Raw genomic sequence first — 17,182 nt, forward strand, 5'->3', positions numbered from 1 at the left:
TGCTTTAGTTTAAAATGAAACATTTAGTCCAAGAATATATTGTCTAACGGCTGGATAGAATCCACTATCAATACCGCCCCCAATGGCAGCACCATTTGTGGCTGCAGGGTCAAATCCTTTGTACTTCGTAAAAGTAAAAGCATTGTTAACGGAAGTGTAAATTCTTACTTTAGACATCCCTATTTTTTGGAGGAGGTCTTCTGGTAAGCTGTATCCCAACTGAATGTTTTGGATACGAACAAATGAAGCATCTTCTACAAAGAAGTCAGAAAATAATTTATTAGTCGTAGCTCCTGTGGTCGCTCTAGGAACTGTATTGCTGGTTCCTGGACCTGTCCAACGGTCTAAGTAATAATCAAGCCGGTTCACTCTGGGTTGGTCACGCTCATAATTACGCACCATTTCCTTACCTATTTCCGCATAGGTATAGGCACTAAAATCAAAGTCCTTGTAGTTGATTGAGAAGTTAAAGCCCATAAAATAATCGGCTAAAGGTTTTCCAATAAATGTTCTGTCATCGGCGTCAATTTTATTATCCCCATTGACATCTACATAACGAATGTCTCCTGGCGCTGCTGCATAACCCAATCCTTCTTGAGTTGGATGGGCATTGACTTCGGCTTGGTTCTGAAAGATTCCATTCGTTTGAAGTCCGTAAAAAGATCCTATTGGTTGACCAACGGTCATTATTGAGGGTAGCAAAGGCTGTCCTACTCCAAAAGATCCACCCGTAGGAGAAACATCTCCGATGATGTTAATGACTTCCCCTTTTATCTTAGTTACATTGTAGCTTACATTAAAGGATAGGTTTTCAGAAATATTATCGCTGTAGCTTAACAACAACTCATAACCTTCTGATCGTGTAGTACCAGCATTAACTGTTGGAGCTGAAGAGCCTGGAGCAGTCGTTCCTAAAATTCCCGAAACTGGCAGGTTTTCAATCAACAAATCCACTCGGTCTTCTAAGAAGTAATCTGCTACAATTTCTAATTTATTATTAAATAATTTAGCGTCCAGTCCAATGTCTAATTTTTCAGCTGTTTCCCATTGTGCAATTTTATTTGGAAGTTTTCCAAGCGCTTGACCATTGGATAAAGTACCATCAAATACGTAGGTTGCTTCTCCAGATAGTAATGCCTTGTATAAATCGGCACCAACAAGATTTCCTAGTGTTCCGTAACTTCCTCTTAACTTCAAGAAATCAATTGTTTGATTGTCTTTCAAAAAGTTTTCTTCTGAAATTTTCCATCCAGCAGTGACCGATTTAAAGTAATCGATTCTGTAATCATTATCAAAGGCTGAAGATCCATCACGACGTACCATCGCAGACAATAAGTACTTCCCTTTAAAGTCGTATTGAAGACGTCCAAAATAAGACAACAAACGGTTGTCATAAGTATAAGAACTAGTATCATTACCTGTGCCTAAACCTGTTGTCTGTGAAATATCTGCAAAATCCCATGAATTGTAAGGGACGTCATAACCTGTTCCAGATAAACCATCACCCCAATTTTTGACAACGGTCATACCAACAGTTGTTTCAATGTTATGTTTATCTGCAATTGATTTTTTGTACGTTGCAAAAGAATCCCATGTGTAAGAGTCGTATTGATTTCGACCTTGATTGACGGTACTTCGAGTTGTATTAAATACTTTTCCTGATCCGTAATTTACAATCGGTGAAAAAGACTTGCTTTTATCGCTATAGGTTTTAAACCCGATTCTAGAGGTTACTTTTAAAGCATCTGTAAGTTTGTATTCTAATTGGAAGTTTCCTTCAATACTGCTTCCAGAATAGGAATTGTAAGTGTCTCTAATTTGAGACAATGGATTGATGATTTCATTTCCAAATAAAGGCGCATCAGATCCAAACACTCCCCCAACATCTTCTTGATCTAAAGTAAATAATGGCGAATAACTAATCGCATTAAATAATACCGAACCTAAACCTGATTCGTTGATTGATTTTCTACTGTTAGAAAAGTAATTAAGATTTAAAGTCGTCTTTAAGCGGTCATTCACGTCCACGCCTAAGTTTAACTTTATGTTATCTCTTACATAGTTTGACTTGTCTGGAGCAATGATTCCATCTTGGTCTAAATGGGTTGCACTTAAATAATACGTAATTTTTTCTGTACCTCCAGATAAACTTAGATTATGGTTAATCAATAGTGCTTCATCAAAAATTTGATCTTGCCAATCTAACCCTTCACCTAAACCACTTAGGTTGGTGTGAGGCAAACTTTGTCCATTGGCTGCGTAACTTTCATTGACCAAGGCAGCATACTCCGTACCGTTAAGTAAGGAAAGTTTTTTGGTTGTTTGTTGTACGGCTGCAAAGGCATTGTAAGATACTTTAGGCGCCGTATTTTTCTTTCCATTTTTAGTTGTTACTAATATAACTCCATTAGCTCCCTGAATTCCATAAATAGCCGCTTGCGCATCTTTCAATACTGTAAGACTTTCAATATCATTTGGATTCAGACTGTTAAGACTTGATACTATATATCCATCTACAACTAATAAAGGGTCGTTACTAGAGTTACTACTAACCCCTCTAATTAAGAATTTAAATCCACTTCCTGGCGATCCTGACGCCGAAGAGACAGAAACTCCCGTTGTGGTTCCCTGTAATGCTTGAGAAACATCTACAGGTTTTAATTTTTCAATTGTTTCAGCGCCTACAAATGACACTGATCCCGTCACATCTTTCCTATTTTTGGATCCATATCCAATCACAACAATCTCATCAAGAGATTCGTTGTCTTCGTCTAAAGAAACATCCATGTTTGCCGACGCTGGTAATTCTTTAGTCTCAAACCCTATATAGGTAAAGACTAAGGTTGCATTCGGTTGTACATTTGTGATGGTGAAATTTCCATCGAAATCGGACACAGCTCCAGTGCTTGTGTCTTTAACTATGACGTTTACTCCTATAAGAGGAAGACCATCAGCGCTAGATTTCACTGTACCGCTTACTGTCGAATTTTGGGCGGATGCTGTAAAAGCAAATGCTAAAGTCATCAGTGCGGAATAAAATATTTTTTTCATGAATATTGGTTTGTTTTGGTTTACTGTAAATCTAAAACAACTAATTACATAATTTGTTTAAATAACCTCAACAAATGTTATACAAAATAAAAAAATGTCTGATGTTTAGTGAAATGGCAATATTATAGGGTAAAAAATATTGATTAACAAAATATGGTAAATGTTAAACAAAAGAAATTTGTCCAAATGTAGTGGATTTGTATGGGTAAAAAAGCGAGCTGTAGGGTTATTATATTTCTAAAATATAATTTGTTAAGCTAGATTCATGGGGTAAATCCATTTTTTTTCGCAAACGATATCGTTTTACCTCTACACTTCTCGGGGATATATTTAGCAGTGGCGCTATCTCTTTAGAGGATAGATTTAGTCGTAAGTAGGCGCACAAACGAAGGTCATTTGGGGTGAGTACTGGGTGCTTTTCTTTGATAAGTTTTAGAAAGTCTTTGTCCGCATTGTTAAAGGCTTCTTCAAATAGCTTCCAATCGTCTGTATTGTTTAGATTTTTATCAATAATCCTGATTACCTTCTTGATATCCTGTTGATTATCTTTTTCCTTTAATTCACTTTTGATGCTATTCAAGAACTCGTTCTTTTTAATCAAACTCATTGTAGAGACTGCCAACTCTCGATTCTTACTTTCAATGTCAAGTTTCAGTTTCTCGTTGGTTAACTGCATGAATTTTTGAGAGGTTTCAAGTTCTTTGAGTGCAAGTTGTTCGTGAGATTTCTGAAGAAGTTGTTGTTGTTGTTTTCTGTAATACCGTTTGTATAGGTTATGGATTAGGATCCATAAAATAATAAAAAAGATTACATAAAGAGTTATTGCAGCATTTGAAAGGTGCCAGGGGCGGTTGATAACAAAAGAATAGGAGGCGGTATTGAGAGTTTCGGAATTCCCTATTTTCCCTTTAACTTTAAACTCATAACTCCCAAAAGGCAGGTTTTCAAATACTTGTTGGGATTCAGCTTGCCAATCCGACCAAGAATTGGACCACCCTATTAGCTTGTAAGAATATTTTTTACTGACTACATTGTCGTAGTGAGGAATGCTGTAATTAATATAAATATTATTGTTTTCGGAGTCTAAAATCTTTGGATCTGTAGAGTTGAGTCGAAATTTATCTTCATTAATTTTACTGGCCTCAACAGAGTTGATTTTTAAATTATAAAGGTGATTTGGTTTTGGTGTGTCTGAATTAAAAATAAAATAACCATAAGCAGAGCCTAGAAGATACTCATCTGTCCCAATTTTTGTGAGGTTCTCGAAACCAGAAACAACCTTTTTAAAGTTTGATATCGCAACTGGAATGATTTCAACTTTTGGTGTTTGCGTAACACTTCCTGCACTAATGATTAAAATATTGTCATCTGCAAAGCACCATTTAAGTCCCTCAGAGTCCTTGACATCCATAATGGTGGTACGTGTTGAGTACTCTTTTAAGACTTCTTTGAAAGGCTCTGATTCAATGAAGGAATGATCTGTAGGATTGAATTTGTAAACATCTTCAGACGAGGTGTAATAATAGTTTTTAGAGAATTTTAGAAAGTTGGAGCCATTACCCTTGGTGATTGGAGTAATATTAGAAACTTTAGAGACCTCAGTTAAATCTTTGTTTAAAGTGAGCTCATATAAACCTCTTAATTCATGGTTCACATATATTTGATCTCCTATGTGTTGATAAAAACGACTTGAGATATCAAACCCTTTAATTTTATTCCTATAACGCCACCGCCCTTCCGTTTTCTCTAAAAGGCTTAAGCCGTTATAATTTCCTTGTAATATGATGTTTGGGTTCTCTTTAAGGAGTTTAAAGTCCCACGTTCCAAGGGATTGACCTATACTGTATTGTAGTTTTTGGTTTTTGATGAGTAAGGTTCCGCGGTCATGTCCACAGAAAATTTGGTTGTCAATAACCTTAAGATTCCACACTTGACCATTTGTACCCTCTATAAAAGTAAAGCCAGAGTTCTTGTCTCTCCGTTTATAAAACAGTCCTTGATTTGTCCCTAAGTATAAATAATCTTCAAATAGCACAGAAGTATAGACGGTACCGATGGCTCCTTTTGTATCGTTACAAATAATAAACTGAGAGGACAGATTTATATGGCTAATTCCAATATCAAGCCCTAGCCATAAGTTATTTTGGTAGTCTTCAAAAACAGATAATACCGTATTATTACTGAGACCCTTCTCAAAGTTAAGATCATATTTAAGCATCCCGTTTGGACTTAGGTGGTACAGTCCGTTGGAAACAGTCCCTATAACAATACTGTTGTCACTTAACTTAGTGGTGCTGTATATTGTAAGTGAATTCAGGTCAACTTTAGGGTCTATTTTCCATGGGGTTAGTTTCTTGTTTTCTAGGAGATAAAACCCATTGGATGCCGTGATAATTAATAATTGGTTATTAAGCTCAAATACGCCCACAAGGTTATTAGATGTCAACCTTACATCTTCACTAACAAGCTCAACATTTCCATCAATTATTTTATAAAATCCTTTATTTAGCTGGTTAAAAAACAAGACCCCTTCCACCTCAAATATATTTGAGATGACATGATCAGATTCTATAAAAGTTGTTTCTTTTGTGAGTTCGTTCACTAAATAAATCCTGGAAAGAGATTGAAAAATTAACCAATCATCTAATTTAATAATGTCCCAAAACTGTTCGTCTTCGTCTAACTCAATACCTAATTGCTGTACTAAAGAGGTGTACTCTAAGATGCTTTTATTATTTCGTTTCCAAACACCAAAATCCATATAACTCCCTGTGTAAATTAAGTCGTCAATTGCCTTTACCGATCTTACAATAGAGTTGTCTGGGACTGGATAAAGTTTCCAATTCATACCATCATACTCCAATAATCCGGAGTTATTGGCAAAATACATGGTTTGATCCGAGGTCTGAGAAATACTCCAGTTTTGATTTTGAGCAGCATAGGCATCTGGATTATAAGCCATTACAGGAGGGTGCTCTTGGGCAGAAATCACCAAAGAGGCTAATAAAACTAATATATACTTAATAATCCTCATAATGATTCGAAAGGCACAAGGTAATGAAAATTTGAAATTTAAGCTAATAGCAACGAAGGATAACACTATAAAACCATCGGAGATGTCAATAGCGCTACTCTAAGAATCAAGATTACTTAATGTTTAAAAAGGATACTAAATCCTCTTTTCTTCGTTTGGCAACGGGCAATATAAGATTGCCAATTAACTCGCAGTTACTGCCATCGGCATTATTGATGTTTACAATATACTTAAGGTTTATCAAGTATTTTTTATGGATTCTAAAAAAATACCTTGGAGCTAAAATCTTATCATACTCTCCAATGTTTTTAGAAACAAAAAAGGTTGTCTTGTCAATTAGATGAATTATAGTGTATCTTCCATCTGATTCAAAGTATAAAATATCATCTATCTTAATGAAGTCGATTTTTTTTGTGGAAGGAATTGCAATAAAATTATAATCAGAAGTTTTGGCTTCAATAGAAATTTTGGCAGATTCTAATTGAGGGTTGGTCGTAAAGAGTTTGTTCTTAAGATTGTCTTCAAGTGTTTTTACTGTTGTCATCAAATCCTTTGGATCAATTGGCTTTAGAAGAAAATCAATGGCATTAAATTTGAAGGCGGATACTGCATACTCCTGAAAAGCTGTTATAAACACCGCGGAATAATCCTCATAATCTATACCTTCAAGCACATCGAACCCCGTGCCGTCTTGCATCACAATGTCTAAGAAAATAAGTTTGGGTTGTAAGTCGTTGATTGTAGTGATTGCACTCTCAACAGTAGTAGCGATTGCTATTACTTCAATTATAGGGCAATATTTATCTAAATAAATGTTTAATAATTCATTGTTTTTAATTTCGTCATCGACGAGTACAGCACTGATTTTTGACATAATAAATTAAGATAAGAACGCGATTTAGTGACTCAAATAATACATAATGTATAACTACTCAAAGAACAATTAGTTAAAAATTTATTATACTCTAGATAAGTAGGTTACAATACAAAAATAGGGAAAATAACTTAAAAACTATTAAAAAAGCCTTGAAACTACTATAAAACACTATAATAAGGTGAATTCATTTGTTCTTAAAAAGTAATTGTGTAACTTTAGTTTTTGTTTAGCAAAATGGATGATTTAATGAAAATTTTAAGATCAATTTGGGCAATAACAAGTATTAGCTTGTTAAGTGTGTGTACGAATTGGATAAATGCTCAGAAAGCCACTACAAGAGATGCGTTTATTGAAAAAATAAATGCATCTCTTGACAATCAAAACACTCAGAACTCTGATAGTATCTTCAATAAGCTTAGAAATGAGGCTTGGTCTTTAAAAGAAGATTCTCTTTTTGTAGATCTCACATTTCAGCAAATAGAAAAAAACAAAGGCTCGGTGGATGTTTTGGAAGACCTGATGATTAAAGAGTACGAGTACTTAAAAAATCACCCTAGACTTCTCCTTCTTTGTTATCTCAATATGAGTGAATTCTATTTATCTCAATACAATTCATCAAAAGCCTCTATAGGTCTTAGTAAATATTATTCTAATCGCTATTTTGAAATTCTAAAAACAATTCCTTTTAACGATAACGATATTCGATTGCATCAAAAACACAGACTACACTATTTGCAAAAAACACAAAATGATAGTCTGTTATATTACCTGAACACATACGACCTCCCAAAACAAACAAAAAATTTAATATTGACACGATGGTATCGGTCTCAAAACAATCACAAAAAAGAACTGATTCATGCCAAAAAAAGTGAGCATACCCATGAACTTTTGGTTGCGTATCGAAATAACCTACAACTCTCTAAAGTGGACAGTCTATTCCCTATCCTCTTAGAGAAATTTAAAGGGAAAAACAGTTTCAACGAACATATTTTATACCTCAATATGGGACATCGCTATGCCTTAGAACGTCGCTTTGGCACAGCCGACAAGATGTACCTTAAAGCATTGAACTATTTTGAAGACAATAAAAAAATGTATCAACTCCATGAATCCTTGGAGGCAATTATTGATGTTAAAACACATAGTGGTGATATAAGTGCATTCAAATTTTACAACACGAAGTTAAGTTCCCTTAAACAACAGCAACACGATAAACAATTACTCGTAATTGAAAAGTATTTAAGTTTTGTGAAAGATGTTACAGACTTAGAGGCGAAGACAAAAAAGAAAGCTGATAAACTAGAAAAAGAACAATCTAAAAATGACCTCAAGTACCAAAAAACAATAACATCTGTTGGGCTTGCATTCTTCTTAGTGTTTTCGATTTTTATATTTTTTTATTTTCAAAGTGTAAAAGAAAGAGAGTCTTTGGAATATAAGAACGAAAAAATGAAAGTTGATGTATTGAGATCAAAGTTTAAACCTCACTTCACATTTAACGCATTATCTGTCATCAATTATTTTATCGCCAAAAAAGATATTGAAAGCGCTTCTAATGCACTTACAAAAATGGCGACGCTGTTACGGTCTACACTTGATAATATGAGTAAAGATTTAGTATCCTATCAGTCCGAATATAATATCTGTAAGGATTATATGTATTTAGAGCTGTTACGGTTTTCAGATAGATTTGAGTGTAATATTATGGATCTTAACGACCCAATTATTAAGGGGTGGAAAGTCCCTCCTGGGATTATAGAGCCTTTTTTAGAAAATTCTGTAAATCATGCCTTTAAGGGTGTGAAAAGTAAGGGATTAATTTCTCTAACACATCAAATAGAGAAAAACTGTTTAGTGATCTGTGTGAAAGACAATGGTGTGGGGATTGATACAGAAAAAATGTATTCTGAAAAATTACATGGAATGAAAATCACTAAAGACGTTATAAAAGCAACCTCAAAGCTTTACAAGACTCCCATAAAATTTGAAATAAAATCAGATGGCGGTACAGTTGTAACTCTTACTGTCCCTCTGTTAAAGTCATAAAAAAGCATTACACTAAATTTAGTGTAATGCTTTTTTTATGCGATTTGATTATTGTTTTTTAAGCTGTTCTATGTTTTAGTCGTCAAAAATCCCATCATTAGATGGTGGGGGCAATGATACGGCCTGCGACTTTCTTGGGTTGAGAGCTATAAACGTTCCTATAGCGGTTAGTGCTGCATATTTCCCCATTTTAGAAAGGGCTTCTTTGCGAGTGATTTGGTTTTTATTATTATTTGATTTCTTCATGAATTTGTAAGTTGAAATTTAGTGCGAAATATTTACATTTAAGCCTTTTACGTCTTAAAATGAGTCTTTATTTGATAACTAACTTGGTTGTTTTAGATTGGTGTTTATTGTTCAAGTTTGCAACATACACTCCCGAACTTACGTTAGACACATCAATCTCATGTTTTGTTTGAGAAGCTTCCAATTGATGCGTTTGTATCACGCGGCCTCTTATATCATATAATATTAATGTCGAGTCATGCCTTAATTGACCCTGAACGATTAGTTTTTTTGTAGTAGCCGATGAGAAAATCTCAACAGAGTTGAGTGCCGTGTAAGGGCTTGAAAAAGTGGATGAAGTTGTGCCTAAATAAAAACGTCCAATTCCGCTTAAGTCAGATGAAGGTATAAACGTATAATCGTTAGAGGTTAGTAACGTTTGAACGTTTCGCACTCTATCGTCTAAATAAAATCTCGTACCTGAAGGAACGTCTAAATCGTCGATACTAATCGTTGCTTCCTGACCTGCTGCAACATTCACCTCCAAAGGAATGGCATAATCCGTTGCTGTTAAATCACTAGTAGATAGCGCTTGTATGGCCAAATTATAACCTTGAGAATTTTCTACTAAATGAGTTCCTATATCAGACCCTAAAGACCCTGCATCAAAGGTCACGTCTAAGCCGCGTGAACCATATGCATCAATAAAGTAAAGTGACGTGTCATAAACATTAGCATCTTTGGTTAACTTTAATTTAAAAGATGAACGACTATTTACCTGACTTCCAGGGATAAAATTATCTTGTGCAGAAGTACTCACTGTTCTAGCTGATTTAGGAAAGTTGAATGTGCCTCCAGCAGCAGTGGATATAATTATAAACCCTTGTCCTGGAGTGATCAATTCCGTACTTGTAAGACTGTTTATTACTTTCCAAGTACTAGCACTTGCAGTTGCTGCCCCATCATACCCGTAAATAGCAGCATATGTTGGGTCAATGACGGCACTAGCAGCACCCAATGCTGTTACTATCGCTCCCGCATTAATATGTGTAGTAAAAGGATTTCCAACGAGGTTACTTTCTTTGTATGTACCAGCCACATAAACTCCAGGAGCATGAACAATAGTTATACCAACATCGGAAGTGCTTACAACCCCTTTGTAAGCCAATGTTTGCCCACCTATACTACCTGCACGATAGCCTTTGGCAGCCACTAACGGTGTGACATCTGCAGCTGCATACTCTACGTATACTCCATTTGCAGTATCGAATGGACCATACATTAGGTTAGAAGTAGTAATGGTTCCTGTAGCAATTTTCCCAGTATTTGCAGTCGCAAATGAGGCAAAGGTTTGACCACTTACTGGTGGGGAGACTAAATCCCTGGTGGCAGAAGAGCCTGTGAAATGACGATACTCTGCAGTTCCTGTAGAAGACCCAACAACAAAAAGGTCAGAAAAATCATCGGACACTGAGTCCATGATAAGCTCACCATTAGAGTCAATACCAACGTTACTTGACGCATGGACAAATGCTGTGGGGGAGATATACATCTGACCACCTGCAGCTACATTCAAATCTTGAGCGAAAGCTGACAGGCTAAAAAAGATTGCAAAGATTGATATTTGTAAAGTAGGTTTTTTCATGATATTTTTATTTAAGGTAATTCCGAACGCAAATTAAGTTTCTTAAAGGGATTAACCTATAGCTATGTAACAAACGGCTGTTTCGTGTAACAAACGGTTGATTTAATGTTATAATCGGTCAAGTCTTCAAAGTGTTATTATGTATTAAGCCTTCTTTTTGATATCCATGATATGAGATAAACAAAAGATGATAAAAATAACATTACAAAAAAATGACTGGTAATATCCCAAGATCTTAATGCTAGGGCAATCCCTGTAATTATAATCGTGTAAATCACGATTATAAGTGTGCTCTCAAAATGAGAGAAATTTAAATATGTAAGGTGGTGGTGTAAATGATTTCTGTCGGGTATAAAAGGGCTTTTGCCTTGCACCAATCGCACGCAAAATACACGAAGGGTATCCAATAACGGGAAACTTATTAAAGCTAAAACGATTACACTTGCATTGTTAATAAAGTAGCCTGTTCCTCCAACAAGGTTGGCTCCATTAGTGGCTGTAATGACCGAAAAAACGCCAAAAGCAATGACCACCCCTAAACTCATTGAGCCATTATCTCCTAAAAATAAACGCTTTTTGAAATTAAATATTAAAAATGAGGTTAATGCCCCAGAGTAACAAAACATAATTACGGACTGAATCACTAAATCATTTAAAAAGAAAAATATACCAAAGCATAGGGTGCTAATTAAACCTACAGACGCTGACAAACCATCAATACCATCAATTAGATTAAAAGCATTCACGACGATTACAAATACAAATACAGAAAAAACGTAACTAAAAACAGTAGGCAGTTCATAAATTCCAAAAAGCCCATCAAAATTATCAATTCGTATTTCACATGAAATGATTACAAAAAGAGCTGTAATGATTTGAAAAATTACTTTTTCTAAAGGGCTTACTTCAAATATATCGTCTTTAAGTCCAAAAAATACCATCAGTGAAACAGCACTACACAAACCAAAAACTATTTTAAAATCTATATCAATACTAGGGTAGCTGTATAAAAGTAAGCTTGTGAGGGACAATGCGAAAACAACGCTCACAAATACACTAACCCCTCCCAAAATAGGTGTCGATTTTATATGTTTTTTTCTTAAATCAGGATGGTCCACTAATTGAAATCTGTGTGCAAATCGAATCGCTTGAGGGATCAACCATTGGGCTGTAAAAAAAGCAATTCCAAACACTAAAACAAACAAATAGATATTTGGAGTTACACTTGTTGATTTTAGAAATATTGGATGTGAAAACAATAGGTCATTGATCCAAATTCTTGTACTAAATTCCGAAAGCATAAATAAGGTAAAAGTTTCAGTCATATTTAAAACAGTTAACAATTAGTAATAACATGTTTTAGGACGCTACAAAAATCTTCTTGTTAAGCTGTTAGACTCCTGTAGAGTTCATGAATCCACAATCTTTTAAAAAAGAGGTGGAGATCATTTTATTTATTTTGTTCTAATAATTTCTACCCGTCTGTTAAGGCGTCTTCCTTCTCCTGTTAAATTTGAAGCCACCTGTCTAGTTTCTCCGAACCCTTCGGCAATGAGGTTTTCTGAGGGGATGCCACTACTTATTAGATAGTTGCGAACCGCATTCGCTCTTGTTTGAGACAAACGCTTGTTAGAATCATACCCTCCGGAACTATCTGTATGTCCTTCTATCTTAAACTGAGCTTCTGGATGTTGTTTCATCATTTCAACAACTTTAATTAAAACAGGGTAGGATTCTTGTCTGAAATTAGAGTTTCCTGAATTAAATAATATTCCTTTAGACACAATATTTAAATTTGTTTTTGTCGAGCCAATCTCTATTTCTTCGTAAGGGCAACCGTTATTAGACTCTACTCCTGGAACATTTGGACATTTATCCGCTACATCTACGATGCCGTCATTATCACTATCAAGTAAAGGGCATCCATTGTTTGTTGGCAAGCCTTTGATTTTTGGACATTTATCTGCTGAATCTAAAACAGAATCTCCATCTGTGTCAGCTTCCATTAAAACTTCAGGACAACCGTTATCGGTTCCATATGCTTCAGGACATTTATCCATAGCATCAACTACGCCATCTCCGTCGCTATCAGCTTCTTCTGGGCATCCATTGTTTTGTGCAACCCCAGATACATTAGGACAATCATCCATTTTATTTCTGACACCATCATTGTCATCATCCTTATCTCTGCTAGCAAATCGATACATTAAAGATGTAGAGTATTGAAAATGATTGGAGTTATATTCCTCTTTATTTAACGTCCATTTCCCTGTCCCATTTAGATTGAGGCCAAATTGATCCGAAAACCAAATATTAACACCTGGTCCAACATTTAAAGTCATTCCAGATTGATCTGCTTGCGAGACTCTTCCAACTCCACCATGAAGATAGAGTTCTAACCAATCATTGCGATCGAACCAACCTCCAAAGGATTGATTGTAATAGTATTTCAAATCCAAATCTATCGCTGAATATTTGACATCAGAGGGAATAATTGCCCCATCTATTCTTCCTTTGTTCGCTTTCCATTTATTGTTACTCCAAGCGACAGATAGACTTAAGGAGTTACTGAATCGATACTCTAGTTCAATATTGAAATTTTCAGAAAAGGCCATTTCATCAAAGCTGCTTAAAAACTCAAAAGGATTATATTTTCCTGTACTATCGACTAAATTGAGTCCTAGTTTTAAAAGAAGCCCTTTGTTCGTCTTATTTATAGAGTCCGTGGATATAGATTCTTGGGCTTGTGCTGATACAAGTCCTCCGATAAAAAATAAAAGTAGTGCAAGTTTTTTCATGCTGAATTTGGGGTTTATATTATGTCTTGCCTTGTTTTAAAAAGCAATTTCATTTCATGGTTTTACAAACAAAGAAAGCAAGCTTAAACGAAAGATACTAGCTTAATGTAACAAACGGCTATTTGACGTAATAAACGGCTGTTTGACGTAACAAACGGTATAATTAAGGCATTGCGTTTGAAGTATAAAAATCGTTAATACTAAAATAAAAACACTTCAAAGTCAATATATTACACACAACAACTCATTTCTGCACAAACTATATGCTAGAACTGGAAATTTTGAAGATGTATCAGAGAGCAACTCTTAATTTATTTTTGTATATCTTTAAGTGATGAGAAATTTAAAGTATCTTTTTGCTTATACAGTACCACTTTCGGCGTTCATCTCATTTGAATCCATGGGGCTAGGAACCTACACTTCCGTTATTTACGCTTTCATAATACTCCCTTTTCTCGACCTCATTACTGGAAAAGGATCTGAAAATATATCCAAAGAAAAAGCGAATAACAAAAAAACAAGCTGGGTTTTTGATGTGATGTTGTATTTAAATCTACCCATTGTTTTTGGTCTTTTGTGGCTTGTTTTTTCAAAAATTCAAACACAAGAATACGCCGTTTATGAACTCATTGGATTGGGCCTCTCCGCAGGAATTTTATTGGCAACCAACGCCATTAATGTGGCGCACGAACTAGGACACAGAACACCTTACTTTGAGCGATTTATGGGAAAACTCCTATACATGCCCTGCTTGTATATGCATTTTTATATAGAGCACAACTTTGGTCATCATCTGAATGTGGCGACTCCAAACGACGGCGCTACAGCAAAATACAACCAGACCGTATTTTCGTTTTGGGTCACCTCTGTGACAAAGCAATACGTAGATGCTTGGAACTGTCAAATAAAACTTTTAAAAACTCAAAATCGCCCATTCTTATCTGTGAAAAATGACATGCTTTGGTATCATTTGATTCAACCCACCTATATATTTGGAGTGTTCTATATCTTTTCATTTGATGCGATGCTATTTGCCATCGCTGTTGGAGTGGTGTCTTTTCTGTTTTTAGAGAGCATCAATTATATTGAGCATTACGGATTGAGACGCTTTAAAACGCCTTCTGGACGGTACGAACGCGTGCAACCGCAGCATTCATGGAATTCTAACTTTAAAATTGGAAGAATTGTGTTGTATGAATTGACAAGGCATAGCGACCACCACTTTAAGTCCTCCAAAAAATACCAACTGCTAAACAGTTATGACCAAAGTCCAACTTTACCGCTGGGCTACCCCGCTTCTATTCTCTTAAGTTTTATCCCACCACTTTGGTTTAAAATCATGAATCCACGAGTACCAGAAGAAATGAAGAAGAACTAAAGGTTGTGAATTGAACTATCTATTCTGAAGAGAATAATTCATAAATAAATTCTTTTTTAAAATTACATGAAACATATTTAGACCTGTCTTAATCTATTGATTTTGTCAAGTTCCTCAACTGTTTACGGGACTTAGTTTAAAAAAACTTCTTTGATACGTCGATCATCTTTGTTTTGTCTAAACTTTAAAACAGCCCCTTTAGATTTTGTGTAAATTGAGAGCACTTTATCGATGCGATGTATTGAGAGTCGTAATTTTTTAACGCGAGATTCGTAGGACAAATTGGGTTCAAAAAAAGTTAAAATTGACGGAAAATCGACAGCAGTTGGGTGTTCCTTAAGTAGGAGTTCTAAAACACTAAAGTCTTCTGAACTTAGTTCTTTACGGATATTGTTGGATCTCTTTACGATGATACTATAGTTGCTTTTGGGCTGTATTTTTAAATACACAAAAAAGAGGGCAATCATCAAAAACAGTGATAGAAGTATATACAATCCATATTGAATATCTTTTTGGTACAGTTGATATTCATTTGTAGAGGAACCTAACAACTCTAAAGGCGTCATAAAAACAAAGCGATACGATTGAGAATTGTGTTTCAATTTCGAAATCATAAAAAGATTGGTAGATGGATTGAAATCAATACGGTCAATACTCTCAAAAAGAATTGGATTGACATCCATAAATTTTTTAATGACATTGTTTTTAATATCAAACAAAAACACCTCCCCACGACATATCGCAAGGGTTCCACTATTGTAAGAAACTTTTAGGGTAGACGGTAGAAATAGATTACTAGAGTTGTCAGAAAAATCAAAATCAGCTTTGCCCAAGTAGGTCCAAAAATGAGTGTTTAAATCTAATTTCCAAACATCCTTCAAAACATTATAACTCAACTCAAGTTGCTCATTAACCCGTTTGTTGGTTCCTCCGGCAACATACAGAAAAGAATCCTCCAATTGCCCGAATATACGTTGTCTCGGAGCAGGAATTTTTGAGTCTGGATGGTAAAAAAATTCACTCCATTCCTGATTTAATTCATTAAAAAAAGTGAGATTGGGATTAGTCATAAACAAACCATAACCTCCAAAGGAATGTATTTTATTATCAAACGTAAAATCAAAAGATTTAAACTTATTTCGATGTTCAAAAGACTTATCCAAACGCTCAAAAGCATTGTCTTTGAACCGATACAGAACCCCACCCCCTTTTGTTACTAAAATTGTTTCGTTGGGGCGATGAATCGCATCGAAATCAAAATGTGGCCAATCCATTTTATGAGCCCATGTGTCGTAAGATTTTCCGTTTTTGGTAACAAACACAGAATCAGAATCAACGGTATAAAAGAATTCTTTTGAGTGGAAACTAAAAAATGATCCGCTCGGTAACTCTGAATAAGAGGGACTTACAAATGACAAGAAAAAAGCGATTACTAAAGGCATCATAAATACAGGATATATAGTGTAATGTACTAAAAATTCATGAAAATACTGCTTAACTCAATTAGATTTACAAACTAAATTTAAAAACTTTTGATATGAAGAAAATTATTATTTTACTTATGCTGCCATTACTACTCATAGGATGCGGAGATGACGATGGAGATGGAAACAACAACAGCACTGCCTTTGACCCCAATGAACCAATGATAGGGGCATGGCAACAAATTTCTGAAGAGAGGTACTTCTTTGAAGATGGATCGAATAATGTAAGAGCTTGTTTAGGTGAATTAGATCCAGAACTTCCGAGCAAAATTTTTGCGTATTCGAATGGAAAGTTGGATATGTACTTTTATGAATGCATTGGAGGAACTAATGAATTTGATCCAGTACGATCGGAAGAATTATTGTCTTTGGGTGGAAATTGGGAACAAATTGGATCTCAAGGAAATTATTTGTTTTTTGACCCAGCAGACGAAGAACCTAATGAAGAAATTGTTTACTTTGAATTTAGCAGTGATAAATCGCAATTTACGCATGATACTGGTGAAGTTATACAAATTTGGGAACGACAGTAGTTATTGTTGTATTTTTTTAGTATTAAAACCTCGCAATATTGTGAGGTTTTTTTATGCATACTGGGCTGATTCACACACTAAAGCAAGCTTCATTCGTTGCTGAAAACA

The 17,182-nt window shown here is 35.1% G+C and carries 11 protein-coding genes; 3 read left to right on the plus strand and 8 right to left on the minus strand.

Features of this window, described 5'->3' with window-relative positions:
- Positions 1 to 9: 9 nt before the first annotated feature.
- The 3 genes from FORMB_RS04850 to FORMB_RS04860 form a co-directional block, all read right to left on the minus strand.
- Entirely contained in the window at positions 10 to 3,051 is a 3,042-nt protein-coding gene (locus tag FORMB_RS04850) for a SusC/RagA family TonB-linked outer membrane protein (protein WP_069676383.1), read from the minus strand.
- Positions 3,052 to 3,280: 229 nt separating this feature from the next.
- Complete coding sequence (locus FORMB_RS04855; RefSeq protein WP_083243909.1) at positions 3,281 to 6,085, minus strand: triple tyrosine motif-containing protein; 2,805 nt, start codon at positions 6,083 to 6,085, stop codon at positions 3,281 to 3,283.
- 112 nt (positions 6,086 to 6,197) lie between these two features.
- The gene (locus FORMB_RS04860; protein WP_069676384.1) at positions 6,198 to 6,959 is read right to left on the minus strand and encodes a LytR/AlgR family response regulator transcription factor; all 762 of its coding nucleotides are present in this window, start codon (positions 6,957 to 6,959) and stop codon (positions 6,198 to 6,200) included.
- A gap of 249 nt (positions 6,960 to 7,208) precedes the next feature.
- Here FORMB_RS04860 and FORMB_RS04865 point away from each other — a divergent pair, with 249 nt between their 5' ends.
- Entirely contained in the window at positions 7,209 to 9,011 is a 1,803-nt protein-coding gene (locus tag FORMB_RS04865) for a sensor histidine kinase (RefSeq protein ID WP_197493498.1), read from the plus strand.
- A 75-nt stretch (positions 9,012 to 9,086) separates the two neighbouring features.
- Here the strand turns inward: FORMB_RS04865 and FORMB_RS13115 are convergent, their stop codons facing one another.
- From FORMB_RS13115 to FORMB_RS04880, 4 genes are all read right to left on the minus strand, one after another.
- Entirely contained in the window at positions 9,087 to 9,257 is a 171-nt protein-coding gene (locus tag FORMB_RS13115) for a hypothetical protein (protein ID WP_197493499.1), read from the minus strand.
- Between the two features lie 67 nt (positions 9,258 to 9,324).
- Positions 9,325 to 10,881 carry a T9SS type A sorting domain-containing protein gene (locus FORMB_RS04870; protein WP_069676386.1) on the minus strand — a complete coding sequence of 519 codons (1,557 nt, stop codon included), beginning with the start codon at positions 10,879 to 10,881 and terminating at the stop codon, positions 9,325 to 9,327.
- 137 nt (positions 10,882 to 11,018) lie between these two features.
- Positions 11,019 to 12,206 carry a glycosyltransferase family 4 protein gene (locus tag FORMB_RS04875; protein ID WP_069676387.1) on the minus strand — a complete coding sequence of 396 codons (1,188 nt, stop codon included), beginning with the start codon at positions 12,204 to 12,206 and terminating at the stop codon, positions 11,019 to 11,021.
- A gap of 129 nt (positions 12,207 to 12,335) precedes the next feature.
- Positions 12,336 to 13,679 (minus strand): OmpA family protein, encoded by a 1,344-nt coding sequence (locus FORMB_RS04880; RefSeq protein ID WP_069676388.1) that lies wholly within the window; start codon positions 13,677 to 13,679, stop codon positions 12,336 to 12,338.
- A gap of 334 nt (positions 13,680 to 14,013) precedes the next feature.
- Here FORMB_RS04880 and FORMB_RS04885 point away from each other — a divergent pair, with 334 nt between their 5' ends.
- A complete protein-coding gene (locus FORMB_RS04885) occupies positions 14,014 to 15,057 on the plus strand; it encodes an alkane 1-monooxygenase (RefSeq protein WP_069676389.1) in 1,044 nt (347 codons plus the stop codon).
- A gap of 131 nt (positions 15,058 to 15,188) precedes the next feature.
- Here the strand turns inward: FORMB_RS04885 and FORMB_RS04890 are convergent, their stop codons facing one another.
- On the minus strand, positions 15,189 to 16,502 hold the full coding sequence (locus tag FORMB_RS04890) for a hypothetical protein (RefSeq protein ID WP_069676390.1): 1,314 nt from the start codon (positions 16,500 to 16,502) through the stop codon (positions 15,189 to 15,191).
- Positions 16,503 to 16,594: 92 nt separating this feature from the next.
- Here FORMB_RS04890 and FORMB_RS04895 point away from each other — a divergent pair, with 92 nt between their 5' ends.
- Entirely contained in the window at positions 16,595 to 17,074 is a 480-nt protein-coding gene (locus tag FORMB_RS04895) for a hypothetical protein (protein WP_069676391.1), read from the plus strand.
- The last annotated feature ends 108 nt before the right edge of the window (positions 17,075 to 17,182 follow it).

Source organism: Formosa sp. Hel1_33_131 (assembly GCF_001735745.1).
Lineage (GTDB): Bacteria > Bacteroidota > Bacteroidia > Flavobacteriales > Flavobacteriaceae > Hel1-33-131.

Bases quoted from the DNA above. Each gene is read 5' to 3' on its own strand.
- FORMB_RS04860 (WP_069676384.1), bottom strand. From the start codon at position 6,959: ATGTCAAAAATCAGTGCTGTACTCGTCGATGACGAAATTAAAAACAAT.
- FORMB_RS04885 (WP_069676389.1), top strand. From the start codon at position 14,014: ATGAGAAATTTAAAGTATCTTTTTGCTTATACAGTACCACTTTCGGCG.
- FORMB_RS04850 (WP_069676383.1), bottom strand. From the start codon at position 3,051: ATGAAAAAAATATTTTATTCCGCACTGATGACTTTAGCATTTGCTTTT.
- FORMB_RS04865 (WP_197493498.1), top strand. From the start codon at position 7,209: ATGAAAATTTTAAGATCAATTTGGGCAATAACAAGTATTAGCTTGTTA.
- FORMB_RS04870 (WP_069676386.1), bottom strand. From the start codon at position 10,881: ATGAAAAAACCTACTTTACAAATATCAATCTTTGCAATCTTTTTTAGC.
- FORMB_RS04880 (WP_069676388.1), bottom strand. From the start codon at position 13,679: ATGAAAAAACTTGCACTACTTTTATTTTTTATCGGAGGACTTGTATCA.
- FORMB_RS13115 (WP_197493499.1), bottom strand. From the start codon at position 9,257: ATGAAGAAATCAAATAATAATAAAAACCAAATCACTCGCAAAGAAGCC.
- FORMB_RS04855 (WP_083243909.1), bottom strand. From the start codon at position 6,085: ATGAGGATTATTAAGTATATATTAGTTTTATTAGCCTCTTTGGTGATT.
- FORMB_RS04895 (WP_069676391.1), top strand. From the start codon at position 16,595: ATGAAGAAAATTATTATTTTACTTATGCTGCCATTACTACTCATAGGA.
- FORMB_RS04890 (WP_069676390.1), bottom strand. From the start codon at position 16,502: ATGATGCCTTTAGTAATCGCTTTTTTCTTGTCATTTGTAAGTCCCTCT.
- FORMB_RS04875 (WP_069676387.1), bottom strand. From the start codon at position 12,206: ATGACTGAAACTTTTACCTTATTTATGCTTTCGGAATTTAGTACAAGA.